11 protein-coding genes are annotated in these 14,494 nt (G+C 67.8%); 9 read left to right on the top strand and 2 right to left on the bottom strand.

What is annotated here, in order from left to right; genetic code table 11:
* The first annotated feature begins 33 nt into the window (after positions 1–33).
* Positions 34–2,535: a DegT/DnrJ/EryC1/StrS family aminotransferase gene (locus U1738_RS16495; protein ID WP_332790142.1), complete on the top strand. Its 2,502-nt coding sequence runs from the start codon at positions 34–36 to the stop codon at positions 2,533–2,535.
* Positions 2,532–3,578 (top strand): glycosyltransferase family 2 protein, encoded by a 1,047-nt coding sequence (locus U1738_RS16490; protein WP_332790141.1) that lies wholly within the window; start codon positions 2,532–2,534, stop codon positions 3,576–3,578. Before U1738_RS16495 ends, U1738_RS16490 begins: the two co-directional genes overlap by 4 nt.
* Positions 3,579–3,698: 120 nt before the next feature.
* On the opposite strand, the gene U1738_RS16485 is transcribed toward U1738_RS16490, so the two are convergent.
* Positions 3,699–4,292, bottom strand: a complete 594-nt coding sequence (locus U1738_RS16485) for a hypothetical protein (RefSeq protein ID WP_332790140.1) — start codon at positions 4,290–4,292, stop codon at positions 3,699–3,701.
* A 281-nt stretch (positions 4,293–4,573) separates the two neighbouring features.
* Here U1738_RS16485 and U1738_RS16480 point away from each other — a divergent pair, with 281 nt between their 5' ends.
* From U1738_RS16480 to U1738_RS16470, 3 genes are all read left to right on the top strand, one after another.
* Complete coding sequence (locus U1738_RS16480) at positions 4,574–5,245, top strand: response regulator (protein ID WP_332790139.1); 672 nt, start codon at positions 4,574–4,576, stop codon at positions 5,243–5,245.
* Positions 5,242–6,630, top strand: coding sequence for a sensor histidine kinase (locus tag U1738_RS16475; protein ID WP_332790138.1), 1,389 nt, complete (start codon positions 5,242–5,244; stop codon positions 6,628–6,630). The genes U1738_RS16480 and U1738_RS16475 overlap by 4 nt, the downstream gene beginning before the upstream one ends.
* Before the next feature lie 68 nt (positions 6,631–6,698).
* Positions 6,699–6,848: a hypothetical protein gene (locus tag U1738_RS16470; protein WP_332790137.1), complete on the top strand. Its 150-nt coding sequence runs from the start codon at positions 6,699–6,701 to the stop codon at positions 6,846–6,848.
* 157 nt (positions 6,849–7,005) lie between these two features.
* Here U1738_RS16470 and U1738_RS16465 read toward each other — a convergent pair whose 3' ends face one another.
* Positions 7,006–8,556, bottom strand: a complete 1,551-nt coding sequence (locus U1738_RS16465; protein ID WP_332790136.1) for a PAS domain-containing hybrid sensor histidine kinase/response regulator family protein — start codon at positions 8,554–8,556, stop codon at positions 7,006–7,008.
* Positions 8,557–8,704: 148 nt separating this feature from the next.
* On the opposite strand from U1738_RS16465, the gene U1738_RS16460 reads away from it, so the two are divergent.
* From U1738_RS16460 to U1738_RS16445, 4 genes are all read left to right on the top strand, one after another.
* Complete coding sequence (locus U1738_RS16460) at positions 8,705–9,319, top strand: TetR/AcrR family transcriptional regulator (RefSeq protein WP_332790135.1); 615 nt, start codon at positions 8,705–8,707, stop codon at positions 9,317–9,319.
* Positions 9,320–9,634: 315 nt separating this feature from the next.
* Positions 9,635–10,021 carry a hypothetical protein gene (locus tag U1738_RS16455; RefSeq protein WP_332790134.1) on the top strand — a complete coding sequence of 129 codons (387 nt, stop codon included), beginning with the start codon at positions 9,635–9,637 and terminating at the stop codon, positions 10,019–10,021.
* Positions 10,018–11,280 carry an efflux RND transporter periplasmic adaptor subunit gene (locus U1738_RS16450; protein WP_332790133.1) on the top strand — a complete coding sequence of 421 codons (1,263 nt, stop codon included), beginning with the start codon at positions 10,018–10,020 and terminating at the stop codon, positions 11,278–11,280. The genes U1738_RS16455 and U1738_RS16450 overlap by 4 nt, the downstream gene beginning before the upstream one ends.
* Positions 11,281–11,305: 25 nt before the next feature.
* A complete protein-coding gene (locus tag U1738_RS16445; protein ID WP_332790132.1) occupies positions 11,306–14,482 on the top strand; it encodes an efflux RND transporter permease subunit in 3,177 nt (1,058 codons plus the stop codon).
* Positions 14,483–14,494 lie beyond the last annotated feature (12 nt).

Genomic DNA, 14,494 nt, shown 5'->3' with positions numbered 1-14,494 from the left:
GTTTTTAGAAACTCCCGCCGCATAAGCGCGCACATGAAACGCTACCCGCTCATCGCCCCCAACCCGCCCCGCCTCAGCGAACATGGCGAGGCGCTCCGCCGGATCGAGGCCTCCGGTGTGTTCAGCAACAACGGGGCGGAGGTGCGCGGGTTCGAGCGCGACGTTACCGATCGCCTGTTCGGCGGGCACGGCGCCAGCCTCGCCGTCGGCAACGCGACGCTCGGGCTGATGATCGCGATCAAGCAGGCCGCAATGCAGGCCGGGCGCCCGGATGGCTTCGCACTGATGCCCAGCCTGACCTTCGCCGCGACCGGCCAGGCCGCTTTGTGGTCCGGCCTCACGCCGTTGATCTGCGATGTCGATCCCGACGACTGGAGCACCTGCGCGCATGCCGAGGAACGGCTGCTCGAAACGCACGGCGACAAGATCGCCGTCCTGCTGCCCTACGCCACCTTCGGCAACGCGATCGACCTCGATCGCTACGCCTGGTTGCAGCAGAAATATCGGGTCGGCGTGGTGATCGATGCCGCCTCCTCGCTCGGCACGGTCGATGATTCGGGCAACGGCTTCGGCCATGATGCGCCGTTCGCGATCGTCTATTCGATGCACGCCACCAAGACCTTCGCGGTGGCCGAGGGCGGGCTGATCCATAGCGGCGACGCGGCGCTGATCGACCAGCTGCGCGCGATGACCAATTTCGGGTTCGAGGGCAGCCGAAGCGCCACCCTGCCCGGTATCAACGCCAAGCTGCCCGAGGTCGTCGCGGTACTGGCGCAGGCCAAGCTCGAAGAGATCGAGGCGGTGTGCGATGCCCGCACCGAACTCGAGATCGCCTACCGCGCCGGCCTGTCCGGTTTCCAGCTTCAGAAGGTGCAGGGCCGCCGCCGCGCGATGCAGTTCATGCCCGTCCTGCTGCCCCGGGCGCTTGCCGCCAAACGCGACGCGATCACCGCCGCGATGGACGAAGCCGGCGTCGGCACCGGCCGCTATTTCAGCCCGCACCTCGCCGAACAGCCCCTGTTCAAGGCGGAGGCGATCATCGATCCCACGCCCGTCTCCGACGATGTCGGCGGGCGCATGATCTCGCTGCCGATCACCGATGCGATGACCGCCGCCGACGCCAGCGCCGTCGCCGCCATCTTCACCCGCATCTGCGCCGAGGCCAGCGCGACCGTGCCCGCCACCTTACGCACCCGCCCGATCGCACGCACCCTGATCGTCGGCGGCGGCCCCGCCGGCACCGCTCTGCTCACCTCCGCCACCAAGCGCGGCCAATTGGGCGATTTCGCAAAGGGCCTGGTCGTGGTCGAACGCGATGCCACGATCGGCGGCGGTCGCCTCGGCCGCTACGCGATCACCTCGGACAGCACCGCCACCACCTTCCTGACGGCGGTGAAGGACAATCCGTACCCAGAAATTGCCGCGATCCTTGATCACCCGGCGGGCAAGGCCGTCGCGCGTTACACCGATGCGATCGGCGTGCCTTTGGTCGAGGCCGGCCCGCTGATCCGCGCCACCGGCGACCGGCTCGGCGATATCGTCGGCGCAAACGGCGGCGAAGTGCTGAACGGCCACGAAGCGCTCGGCACGCGCCGGGTGGAGGGCGGCCTGTGGTCCACCCGCCTGCGCCGCCGCGCCGACGGCACCGAATTCGAGCAGCTCTCGCACAACGTCGTTATCGCCACCGGCGGCCACCAGCCGCTCGATCGCCTCGCCGCGCAGCAGATCGCGGGCGCATCGCTCGTCGCGCAAGCGGGCGATCGCCTGCTCCAGTCGGACGAGGTGCTGGCTTTGGGCGGCATGGCCAAGGTCGCCGATCTCCTGTCGGGCAAGCGCGCGCCGAAGATCGTCGTGATCGGCGGATCGACCAGCGCGCTCGCCACGATCTTCCTGATCCTGAAGACCGCGCCCGCCATTCCCTTCGGCGAGAACGGCATCACCCTGCTCCACCGCCGACCCCTGCGCCCCTTCTACCCCTCGATCGCGGCAGCGGAGGCGGAGGGCTTCACCGATTTCACCAAGGACGACATCTGCCCGGTCAGCGGCTTCGTCTATCGCCTCGCCGGCTTCCGGCTCGAGGCGCGCGAACTGGTGCTGCGCATGCTCGGCGTCGATGGCCGCGTCGCCGATCCGCGCATCCGGGGCCATCGCATCGCCGGCCCCGACGACGACGTCGCCCGCACTGCATTGGCCGAGGCCGACATCGTCATCGCAGCACTCGGCTATCGCCCGCACGCGCTGCCCGTCTTCGATACGGATGGCACGCCGATCGATCTCGCCGCCGCGCACAATCGCGCGATGGTCGACCGGCATTGCCGCGTCGTCGATGTCACCGGTGCCCCGATTCCCGGCCTGTTCGGCATCGGCCTCGCCGCCGGCTTCGTGCCGTGGGGCAGATTGGGCGGCGAGGCGAGCTTCTCGGGCCAAGCCAACGGCCTGTGGCAATGGCAGAACGATGTCGGCCAGATGATCGTCGATCAGGTGCTCGGCGAACTGGTGGTCGAAGACACCGCACCACGGCGCGCCGTCGCATGAGCGATCCCACCGTCAGCGTCATCATGGCCGCGTATAACGGCGCGGCCATGATCCCCGAAACCGTCGCCAGCCTGCAGGCGCAGACGCTGACCGATTTCGAGGTCATCATCGTCGACGATTGCTCGACCGACAATACGCGCGACGTGCTGCGCGATATCGAGGACCCGCGCTTCCGCATCATCGAGGCGGAGGTGAACCAGGGCCCCGTCCGCACCCGCAACACCGCCGTCACCCACGCCCGCGGCCGCTATCTCGCCGGCCTCGACCAGGACGATCTGTGCCTGCCCGAACGCTTCGCCAAGCAGGTCGCTTATCTCGACGCGAACCCGGACACGGTGCTGATCGGCACCGGCGCGGCGTGGCTGGACGACGGGATCGTCACCTCCGCCCCGCGCACCGCAGTCTCCACCCCCGCACTGATCGAATGGCTGCTGCGGATCGAAAATCCGCTCGTCTGGTCCTCGGTCATGGTCCGCGCCAGCGCCGCCAGCGACCCGTTCACCGATCCGGTGCGCCTCTATGCCGAGGATTTCGATCTCTACCAGCGCATGAGCCGCGTCGGCCGCATCGCCCGGCTGGACGAGGAACTGGTGATCTATCGTCGCCACGCCGGCGGCGCATCGCAGCGTTACACCGAAACGATGACCGCCAACGCCGCCCGCGTGCTCGCCGACTCCTACGCGCCGGTCTTCGGCGACAGATCGGAGGAAGCCGCCTGGCTGATCGTCCGCCACATGATGGCGCACACGCCGATCCCGGATCGCGCGACGTTGGTCGCCCTGGGCGAAGTCCTCACCACATTACAATCCGATTTCCTCGCCACGCACGACGTGGATACGGAAAGCCTGAAGATGATCCGCTGGGAAACCGCCCGCCGCTGGGGCCGCGCCGGCCGCATCGCGCTGCGCAACGGCACGTTGACGCTGGCCGACATCGTCTCGGCCCGGCCGGACCATCTCGGCATGGGGTATCAGGGCATGGAGGAACTCGTCCTCTCGCGCCTGATCGGCCGCGCGCGCGTCGCGAAACGCCGCTACGGCTGACCCTTCCGTTCCCCGGCGAAGGCCGGGGCCCAGTCGCGAAGGTCGATGTAAACCGGACGCCACGTCCGTATCGACCGTTGCGCGACTGGACCCCGGCCTCCGCCGGGGAACAAGAAGTCTTTACTTCGTCGCGGCAGGCGCGGTCGCAGGGGCAACCGCAGCGGTTGCCGGAGCCGCCGCAGCAACCGGCGGCGGCGGGGGCGCACGATCGTCATCCCGATCCGGCCCGCCGTCCGGCCCGCGATCGTCCGGCCCCCGACCCTCAGGACCGCGACGCGGCCCCTTGCGATCATGCCCGCCCGGACCACCCGGCCCGTGCATCGGCCCGAGCGCCGTCACCTTGCCGTCCGCACCGACCAGAAAACCGGCCCGCACGAAGCCATGGTCGAAGCGACCCTGCACCGTCACCGCCTGCCCGGCCGCGACCAGCGCGCCATCATCGCCCTCGCGCCCGAGATCGACCAGCGCCCGGCCCGATCCATCGGCCAGCACCACCTTGTTGCCGTAGATCTGGTCGACCCGGCCCTTGATCGTCACGATATTGTCGCCGGATTTCAGCGAGGCGATCGCCACCGGCACCGCCGGGGCCATCGTCGCGCTCGGCCGCGTCGCCGCGACGGTGATCGCCCCGCCCGCGCCGCCGATGGCGAGCAGGCCGGCGGCGATCAGGCCGATCTTGCGCCGCGACGGGCGCTGGTTTGTATCTTCGGTCATGGCATTCACTCCTCTTGGGGTTTCGACTGCACCCTCTCTAGACCCGCCCACCCCACCCACACTGAACCGCGCCGTTCAGTTTCCGTTTGGGTGGGGTGGGTAGGTCCTCCTGCTCCCCTCCCTGGAAGGGAGGGGTTGGGGGTGGGTCGCTCTTGTGGGAATGCAGCAACTGCCCCAGGCCGACCCACCCCCGCCCCCTCCCTTCCAGGGAGGGGAGAAGATAGATGACGGTGTTCGATCGAACGGCGTAAAGACACCGAACCCACCAGCAGGAGTCCCAAATGCGCGTATTGCTGGTCGAGGACGACACCAATCTCGCCGAAGGCATCGCCCGTGCCCTCCGCGCGGAGAACTTCGCCGTCGATGTCGCCACCAACGGTGAAGACGGCGGCCATCTCGGCGCGACCGAATTGTACGACGTCGCGATCCTCGATCTCGGCCTGCCCAAACGCGACGGCCTGTCCGTGCTGCGCGACTGGCGCGCCGCCGGGCGCGATCTGCCGGTGCTGATCCTCACCGCGCGTGACGGCTGGTCGGAAAAGGTCGAGGGCTTCAAGGCCGGGGCCGACGATTATCTCACCAAGCCGTTCCGCATCGAGGAGGTCGTGATGCGCCTGCGTGCGCTCGTCCGCCGCGCCGCCGGCCATGCCTCGGCGCGCGTCGCCTGCGGCCCGCTCGCCTTCGACGCGCAACTCGGCACGTTCGAACTGGACGGCCTGCCGCTGAAACTCACCGCGTTCGAATGGCGCGTCCTGTCGCAACTCATGCTCCGCCGCGAGGTGGTGATCGAACGCGCCGACCTGATCGAGCGGGTCTATGAAGGCGATGCGGATGTCGATTCCAACTCGATCGAGGTCATCATCGGCCGCCTGCGCCGCAAGATCGGCGCGGAGATGATCGAGACGGTGCGCGGGCGCGGCTATCGGCTGACGGCGGGCGCGGCGGGCGCATGAAGCGCTGGCTCACTTCCCTACGCGGTCGCCTCCTGCTGATCGCCTTTGCCTCCACCCTCGCGGCCTTGCTGTTCGCCGGTTTCGCGATCGGTCATGTCCTCGAACGCGTCGTGATGCGCAGCCTCGACGACCGGCTGGATGCGCAGATCATGGTGCTGGCCCGCGCCGTGCGCCCTGACGGCACGCTCGATTCCGCCCGCGCGATCGACCTGCCGAACTTCGGGGTCGTCGGGTCGGGTTGGGCATGGCGCGTCGATGGCCCCGCCGGTTCCCGCACCAGCGCGGCGGGCGCGCCGGATTTGCCGCGGGTCGAACCCCCACATCCCGATCGCGACGAAGCCGCGCGCCACGACAGGAACCGTCGCGACAAGCTCCACCCCCGCGACGACATCCGCCCCGGCGAGATCGAAGGCCCGGCCGGCGAGCGCCTCCACTCGCGCCAATTGGTCGTCGCCACGCCCGCCGGGTCGGTCACCATCGCCGCGTCCGGCCCGCGCCGCGTCGTCGCCGCGCCCCTGCGGGAGGCGATGCTGCCGCTGCTCGCCTCGCTCGGGATCCTTGGGTTCGGCCTCGCGCTCGCCACCCTCGTCCAGTTGCGCTTCGGGCTGCGGCCGCTCGGGCGCCTGCGCATTGCGCTCGCCGACGTGCGCGCCGGCCGCCTGCGCCACGTCCCCGCCGATCAGCCCGAGGAACTCGCCGGCGTGGTAAGCGAACTCAACGCGCTGATCGACCAGAACGAGGCCGGCCTCGCCGCCGCGCGCCGCCACGTCTCGAACCTCGCGCACGGCATGAAGACCCCGCTCGCCGCCTTGGCGCTCAAACTCGGCGAAGACGGGCGCGATCCGGACGGCAGCCTGTCGGCGATGGTCGCCGAGGTCGATTCCCGCGTCCGCCACCATCTCGGCCGCGCCCGCGCCGCCACCCCCGCCGGCCGCAGCCGCACCCGAACCCCGCTCGCCCCCGCCGTCGCCGATCTCGCCGCCGTGCTCGATCGCCTGCACGCCGACCGCCCCGTCACGACCGACATGCATATCCCCGCCGATCTCTCGCTCGCGGTCGATCCGCAAGATCTGGACGAGATGCTCGGCAACCTGCTCGACAATGCCCGCCGCCACGCCCGAACCGCCCTCGCCGTCACTGCCGCCAGCCAAGGCTCGATGGCGACGATCCGCATCGAGGATGACGGCCCCGGCCTCACGGATGCCGCGATGCGCGACGCGCTCGTCCCCGGCCAGCGCCTCGACGAGGCCGGCGAGGGTTACGGTTTCGGCCTGTCGATCGTGCAGGAACTCGCCGAACTCAACGGCGGCACGCTCGCCCTCGCCCGCTCGGCCCGCGCGGGCTGGGGGCTGGCCGTCACGCTGACCCTCCCCCTATCCAGCTGATGCAACGCATGCTTGCGGTACACGTTTAATCGCGGCACTTCACCGACGACCTCAGCCGGAAGACCAACATGTCCATCGACGACCAGATGATCGACACGCCCGACGGCCCCATGACCTGGGCACAGTGGAAGAAGAAGAACCCGGTCCAAATCCCCTCGCGCCGCACCAAGGGCAAGGACCTACCGGTCAAGGTGAAACTCTTCACTGATAAGCCCTGAACGGCGCGCGGGCTCAAGGTCCTGATGACGCCTCACCACCCCCGTCATCCCCGCGAAGGCGGGGATCCCGCTTCTTCTACTGAGTGCGGGGCAAGGCAGCGGGATCCCCGCCTTCGCGGGGATGACGGAATGGTTGCTACCTAAAATCCGCCAAGCCTCAAGCCGCCTCCCGAATCCGTTCCCCCGCCGCGCGGCGCAGCACGCGCGAGACGTGGTCGATAGAATACGGTTTCTGGATCAGCTCGAACCCGTCCGTGCCGTTCGCCGCCAGGATGTGGCTGTATCCGCTGGCCAGCACCACCGGCAGCCCCAGATTCATCTCGCGGATCGCGCGGCCCATCTCCATGCCCGTCATCCCCGGCATCACCACGTCCGAGAACACCACGTCGAAGCGCGCGGAATCCGCCGTCACCTCGGCCAGCCCCTCGACGCCGTTGGTCGCCAGCACCGTCGTGAACCCGAGCTGGTCGAGCGCATCGACTGTGCTGGCCGCGACCTCGGCATTGTCCTCGACCACCAGCACGCACGGTACCGCCGTCATATTCGCCTCAACCTCCGGCGCGACCGGCACCGCCTCGGCCCGCGCGATCCCTTCGACCTGCGGCAAATATAGGGTGAAGCTGCTTCCCGCGCCGACTTCGCTCTCGACCTGGATGTCGCCGCCCGATTGCCGCGCGAAGCCGAACACCTGAGACAGGCCCAGCCCGGTGCCGGACCCGACCGGCTTGGTGGTGAAAAACGGTTCGAAGATCCGCGCGCGCTGGTCCGCCGCGATGCCCCCACCGGTGTCGGTGATCGTCACCGCGACATAATCGCCCGGCACGGCGGCGCGTTCGCGCAGCGCCGGAATTTGCTGCACCGCCCGTGCGGAAACGATCAGGCGTCCCTCGCCGTTCATCGCGTCGCGCGCGTTGACCGTCATGTTCACCAGCGCCGTATCGAACTGGCTCGTGTCCGCATTGATCGCGAAGGAAGCGTCGGGCACGTCGACCTCGATCGTGACGCGCGATCCGACCAGCGTCTTCATCATCGTGCCGATCGCGTGGATATTGTCGCCGACGTCGAACACCGTCGGCTTCAGCGCCTGACGCCTGGCGAAGGCGAGCAATTGCTGCGTCAACTTCGACGCCCGCCCCACCGCCTCGCCGATCGCCCCGACATAGCGCGCGCGGCGTTCTTCCTTCTGGTCGGGCAGCTTCAGCATCTCGACCGCCGATTGCACGATCGTCAGCAGATTGTTGAAATCGTGCGCCACGCCTCCGGTCAGTTGCCCGACGGCCTCCATTTTTTGCGACTGCCGCAACGCATCCTCCGCGGCATACAAAGCGGCCTCGGCACGCAATCGTGCGCTGATGTCCTTGGCGTGGTGGAACGCGCCGATGATCGTGCCGCTCTCATCGCGCAGCGGCGCGTAGGAGATGTCCCAATAGGGTTTGTTGAGATTGGGATCGCCGAATTCCTCGGTGACGTTGAACACTTCGCCGGCCAGCGCGCGCGCCATGAAGCCCCGAATGATCGGGGCCTGTTCGGGCAGGAACAGATCCGGGAACACGTCACCGATCTGCACGCGATGATTGTAGATGCGGAAGAATTCGTCGCTATGCGCACGGTTGAAGGCGATCATCCGAAAATCGTGATCGAACGCGCAGATCGGCGCCTGATCGGATTGCCCGATCACTTCCCAGAGCCCCATTGAACCTGCCGACATGCGCACCTCGTTCAACCCCTTGATCCGGCACCCTATCACGATTTCCGTGCACGCAAAGCGATCGTACGGGGCGGCCATTCCGCCGGGATGGAGTCAGGTGTCGGAGATACTGGACCTTTTTAACCCGGCCCCCTATATACCGATCGGTATGAAACAATGCTTCGCCCCATCGCCCACCAAGGGCCGCCCACGGGAGTTCGATCTCGACGAGGCGCTGACGGCAGCATTGCGCGTGTTCTGGCGCAACGGCTACGAGAGCGCGTCGATGGCGGAACTGACCGCCGAGATGGGCATCACCAAGCCCAGTCTCTATGCCGCGTTCGGCAACAAGGAAGCCTTGTTTCACAAGGCGTTGGACCTCTACGAGCGCGAGAAGCTGGCCTATACCGTCGCCGCGCTCGAAGCGCCGACCGCGCGCGGCGTGGCGGAACATTTCCTGCTCGGCGCGCTGGCGATCCACATGAACACCGGCGACCCCAAGGGCTGCATGGGCGTGATCTCCACCGTGACCTGCGGCGCCGAGGCCGAGTCGATCAAGGCCGATCTCACCGTCCGCCGTGCTTCGTCCGAAGCGGCGCTGATCGCGCGGTTCGAACGTGCGCAGGCTGAGGGCGAACTGCCCGAGGGCCTGACGCCCGCCGCGCTGACGCGCTTCCTGTACGCAATGCTCCAGGGCATGTCGGTGCAGTCGAGTTCGGGCGCTAGCTGCGTCGAACTGCGGCAGCTCGTCGATACGACGATGATGGTCTGGCCCACGCGCTGAAATAAATATACCTAGCGGTACAGAAAGCCGTTGACGCAACGCAGCATGGGATTATATACCGCTTGGTATCGAAGTTGGATCCTGATTCGGACCCGACAGCCGGCGAAGGAATTCCAGCCATGACCACCGCCACCACCTGATCCTTCGAGGGACGCGCTGCGCGCAACCTTCGCCAACTTCCACCACCAACCACGCCGCCGGCCCGCTCGTTTCGCGGTTCCGGATCCGATTTTCCGCGCCTTGCGGGCCGCACACCGACGACGATCCGCGTCTCGGTGATCGCCCTGCCGCGCCCAAGCCACAAGGGGACACAACATGGCTTATCTGGGTATCGAAGAGATGTATTCGGGTCCATCGACGGACCTGAAGGCCGCACCCGTCAGCACCGGTTTCACCGCGCTCGAATGGAGCGTAATCGCACTGGCCAAGAAGGATTCGATCGGCAGCCTGAAGGCACCAGGCCGCATGTCCCGCGCGCTCGGCACGGTCTTCGGTCGCGGCGTCAATTCCCGCCTCGCCGAACCGCGCCTCGAAATGCTCCGCCGCGTCGCCGTCTATGCGTGGCGGCGCGGTTACGCTTTGCCGGCCTCCGAGGTCTCCGCCTTCCTGCGCGCCGGCTTCAGTATGGCGCAGGCCGAAGTGCTGGTCGCCAGCATCACCGGCGGATCGGTCGGCCAACTCGCCTGGAAGGTCGCGGCATGAACATGATCACCACGATCGAGGCCGCCAGGGACGACGCGCCCGCCGCCCGCAAACGCCTGTCCGGCTGGCAGCGCGGCGCGTTGCTGCTCGTGCCGCTCGCCATCGTCGGCGGCGTGGGGGCGAAGCTGATCGACCAATCCCCGGCAACCGCAGCCGTCGCCCCGCCCGCCGCCGTCACCGTCGCCACGCCGTTGGTGCGAGACGTCAACGAGTGGGACGATTATATCGGCCGCTTCGCCCCCAGCCGCGCGGTCGAAATCCGCCCGCGCGTGTCGGGCGAAGTCACCGGCATCCATTTCCGCGACGGCGAGATCGTGCGCAAGGGCCAGTTGCTCTTCACGATCGACGCACGCCCGTTCAATGCGGCGCTGTCGGAAGCGCGCGCCAACGTCGCCAGCGCCGCCAGCGCGCTTGCGCTAGCCCGCGCCGATCTCGGCCGCGCGACACGTCTGGTCGATGACGAGGCGGTCTCGGCCGGCGAAGTCGATGCCCTGCGCGCCAAGGTACAGGCCTCGGAAGCCGCACTCGCCGCCGCCGCCGCCCGCGTCCGCGCCCGTGCGCTGGATGTCGAGTTCACCCAGGTCCGCGCGCCGATCGCCGGGCGCATCTCGGATCGCCGCGTCGATGCCGGCAATCAGGTCGCCGGCGGCGAAGGCACCGGCGGAAGCGTGCTGACGACGATCAACGCGCTCGACCCGATCTACTTTACCTTCGACGGATCGGAGGCGCTGTTCCTGAAGACGCAGCGCGCGCGCCAGCCGGGCGCCGCCCCCGCCGCCGTCGAGATCCAGTTGCAGGACGAAACCGAGCATCGCTGGAAAGGCCAGCTCGATTTCACCGACAACGGCCTCGATCAGCGCTCCGGTACGATCCGGGGCCGCGCGGTGCTCGCCAATCCGGGCTATTTCCTCACCCCCGGCATGTTCGGCAACATGCGCCTGTCGAGCGGCGGCACGGTCAAGGCGCTGCTCGTGCCGGATTCGGCGGTACAGACCGATCAGGCACGCAAGCTGGTGCTGACGGTGGACGCCAAGAACGCCGTCGTCGCCAAGCCGGTCACGCTCGGCCCGGTGGTCGATGGTCTGCGCATCATCCGCTCCGGCCTTGCCCCCACCGATCGCGTGATCCTCACCGGTACGCAGATGGCGATGCCCGGCGCGCAGGTCGCACCCAGGCCGGGCAAGATCGCGGCGCAGGCATCCGCCGCCCCGGCCACCGCGCAACCGCTCGCCGGAGACGCCACGCTCGCGGCGCGCTGACCCTCTTTAAAGCAGGACATTCCCCATGCGCTTTTCGCGCTTCTTCATCACGCGGCCGATCTTCGCCGCGGTGATCGCGGTCGTCATCACTCTGGTCGGCGCGATCGCCTATATGAGCCTGCCGGTGTCGCAATATCCCGACATCGTCCCGCCGACCGTCACGGTCAGCGCGGCCTATCCCGGCGCGAGCGCGGAGACGGTGGCCGAAACGGTCGCCGCCCCGATCGAGCAGGAGATCAACGGCGTCGACAACATGCTGTACCAGTCGTCGCAATCGACCGGCGACGGCAAGCTGACGATTACCGTGACGTTCAAGATCGGCACTGATCTGGATGCCGCGCAGGTGCTGGTGCAGAACCGCGTCGCGGTCGCCGTGCCGCGCCTGCCGGAGGACGTGCAGCGCCTGGGCGTCGTCACGCGCAAGACCTCGCCCGACTTCCTGATGGTCGTCAACATGGTCTCGCCCGACGATTCGCTCGATCGCGGCTACATCTCCAATTACGCGCTGACGCAGGTGCGCGATCGCCTGTCGCGCATCGATGGCGTCGGCGACGTGCAATTGTTCGGCGCGCGCGATTATTCGATGCGCGTCTGGATCGATCCCGGCCGCGCCGCCGCGCTCGATCTGACGGCGGGCGAGATCGTCGCCGCGCTGCGCGCCCAGAACGTGCAGGTCGCCGCCGGTACGCTCGGCCAGCCGCCATACGCCCAAGGCAACGCCTTCCAGCTGAACGTCGAGACGCAGGGCCGCCTCACCGATCCCAAGCAGTTCGCCGATGTCGTGATCCGCACCGACAAGGATGGTCGCCAGGTGCGCGTGTCGGATGTCGCCCGCGTCGAACTCGGCGCGCAGGATTACGGCGCGAACACCTATCTCAGCGGCAAGCCCACCGTAATCCTCGCGGTGTTCCAGCGCCCCGGCTCGAACGCCCTCGCCGCCGCGCAGAAGGTCAGCTCCGAGATGGAGGCGATGTCGAAGCGCTTCCCCAAGGGCCTCGGCTACCGCGTGATCTACAACCCGACGGAGTTCATCTCGCAATCGATCGACGCGGTGAAGCATACCCTGATCGAGGCGATGATCCTCGTCGTGCTCGTCATCCTCGTCTTCCTGCAGAAATGGCGTGCCGCGATCATCCCGATCGTCGCCATTCCCGTCTCGCTGATCGGCACGTTCGCAGTGCTTGCGGCGGTCGGCTATTCGCTCAACAACCTGTCCTTGTTCGGGCTGGTGCTGGCGATCGGCATCGTCGTCGACGACGCGATCGTCGTGGTCGAGAATGTCGAACGCAACCTCGAAGGCGGCCTGTCGCCGCTGGAGGCCGCGCGCACGTCGATGGACGAGGTGTCGGGCGCGTTGGTCGCGATCGTGCTGGTGCTGTGCGCGGTGTTCATCCCCACGTTGTTCCTCACCGGCCTGTCGGGCGCGTTCTACCGCCAGTTCGCGGTGACGATCTCGACCGCCACGATCATCTCGCTCATCCTCTCGCTAACGCTCTCCCCCGCGCTCGCTGCCCTGCTGCTGCGCCCGCATGCCGATCCGGCGAGCGACAACCGGGTGCAGCGCGTGATCCGGCGTGCCGGTGATGCCTTCAACCGCGCGTTCGAACGCATGAGCCTCGCTTATGCCGGCCTCACCCGCCGGCTCGTGATGGCCCCCAAAAGTATGATGATGGTCTATTGCGGCCTGATCGCGCTGACCGTCGCCGTGTTCGCCTGGACGCCGACCGGCTTCGTGCCGGCACAGGATCAGGGCTACTTCCTCACCGTCATCCAGCTCCCGCCCGGCTCCTCGGTCGAGCGCACCGATGCGGTGATGCAGAAGGTCGCCAAACGCATCCTGCCGCTGGCCGGAGTAAAGGGCGCGGTGATGCTTGCCGGGTTCGACGGCCCGTCGCAGACGCTCGCCCCCAATGCCGCCGCAGCCTATATCCCGCTCAAATCGTTCGAAGAGCGCGAGAAGCTCGGCGTCACGCTCGCCTCCATCATGGGCGAGGCGCAGAAGGCCACCGCCGATATCGACGAGGCCCGCTTGCTGATCGTGCCACCACCGTTGATCCAGGGCATCGGTTCGGCCGGCGGCTATCGCCTGATGGTGCAGGATCAGGAGGGGCGCGGTTACGGCGAGCTCAACAAGGTCTCGACCGACCTGATCGGCAAGGCCAACCAGACCAAGGGGCTGGCGCAGATCTACAGCTTCTTCGAAACATCGACGCCGCGCATCTTCGCCGATGTCGATCGCGCCAAGGCCAACATGCTCGGCGTGCCCCCGGAACGCGTGTTCGAGGCGTTGCAGGTCTATCTCGGTTCGGCCTTCGTCAACGACTTCAACCTGTTGGGGCGCACCTACCGCGTCACCGCACAGGCCGACGCACCGTTCCGCAACACCACCGCCGACATCGCGAACCTGAAGACGCGCTCCAATTCCGGGCAGATGGTCCCGGTGGGGTCGGTCGCGACGTTCCAGGACAAGACCGGGCCTTACCGCGTGGTCCGCTACAACCTCGCCCCCGCGGTAGAGGTGGATGGCGATACCGCGCCGGGCTTCTCCTCCGGCCAGTCTTTGGTCGCGATGGAAAAGCTCGCCGACACCGCATTGCCCAGCGGATACACGCACGAATGGACCGGCATCGCCTTCCAGCAGAAGCTGGCCGGCAGTACGGCGGCGCTCGTGTTCGGAATGGCGGTGGTGTTCGTCTTCCTGGTGCTGGCGGCGCAATATGAGAGCGTCACTTTGCCGCTGGCGATCATCCTGATCGTGCCGATGTGCCTGCTCGCGGCGATGACCGGCGTGAATTTGCGCGGCATGGACAATAACGTGCTGACGCAGATCGGCCTCGTCGTGCTGATCGCGCTTGCCGCCAAGAACGCGATCCTCGTGGTCGAGTTCGCACGGCAGGCCGAGGAACAGGACGGCCTGTCCCCGATAGAGGCCGCGGTGCGTGCGGCGCAGGACCGGTTGCGCCCGATCCTGATGACCAGCTTCGCCTTCATCCTTGGCACCGTGCCGCTGGTGATCGCGACCGGCGCGGGGTCGGAACTGCGCCAGGCGCTGGGCACGGCGGTGTTCTTCGGGATGATCGGCGTCACCGGCTTCGGCCTGCTCTTCACCCCCACCTTCTACGTCGTGTGCCGCGCGCTGGCGGCCCGGTTCGCCCGCCGCCCGTCCGGTGGCGCGATGCCCGTCCTCCAGCCTGCCGAATAAAGGCCAGATCCC

This window comes from Parasphingomonas caseinilytica (assembly GCF_036663755.1).
GTDB lineage: Bacteria > Pseudomonadota > Alphaproteobacteria > Sphingomonadales > Sphingomonadaceae > Sphingomonas.
This window is presented reverse-complemented; position numbering and strand designations above follow the sequence as displayed.

Excerpts from the sequence above, each read along its gene's own strand:
- U1738_RS16495 (WP_332790142.1), top strand. The coding sequence starts at position 34 with ATGAAACGCTACCCGCTCATCGCCCCCAACCCGCCCCGCCTCAGCGAA.
- U1738_RS16490 (WP_332790141.1), top strand. The coding sequence starts at position 2,532 with ATGAGCGATCCCACCGTCAGCGTCATCATGGCCGCGTATAACGGCGCG.
- U1738_RS16485 (WP_332790140.1), bottom strand. The coding sequence starts at position 4,292 with ATGACCGAAGATACAAACCAGCGCCCGTCGCGGCGCAAGATCGGCCTG.
- U1738_RS16480 (WP_332790139.1), top strand. The coding sequence starts at position 4,574 with ATGCGCGTATTGCTGGTCGAGGACGACACCAATCTCGCCGAAGGCATC.
- U1738_RS16475 (WP_332790138.1), top strand. The coding sequence starts at position 5,242 with ATGAAGCGCTGGCTCACTTCCCTACGCGGTCGCCTCCTGCTGATCGCC.
- U1738_RS16470 (WP_332790137.1), top strand. The coding sequence starts at position 6,699 with ATGTCCATCGACGACCAGATGATCGACACGCCCGACGGCCCCATGACC.
- U1738_RS16465 (WP_332790136.1), bottom strand. The coding sequence starts at position 8,556 with ATGTCGGCAGGTTCAATGGGGCTCTGGGAAGTGATCGGGCAATCCGAT.
- U1738_RS16460 (WP_332790135.1), top strand. The coding sequence starts at position 8,705 with ATGAAACAATGCTTCGCCCCATCGCCCACCAAGGGCCGCCCACGGGAG.
- U1738_RS16455 (WP_332790134.1), top strand. The coding sequence starts at position 9,635 with ATGGCTTATCTGGGTATCGAAGAGATGTATTCGGGTCCATCGACGGAC.
- U1738_RS16450 (WP_332790133.1), top strand. The coding sequence starts at position 10,018 with ATGAACATGATCACCACGATCGAGGCCGCCAGGGACGACGCGCCCGCC.
- U1738_RS16445 (WP_332790132.1), top strand. The coding sequence starts at position 11,306 with ATGCGCTTTTCGCGCTTCTTCATCACGCGGCCGATCTTCGCCGCGGTG.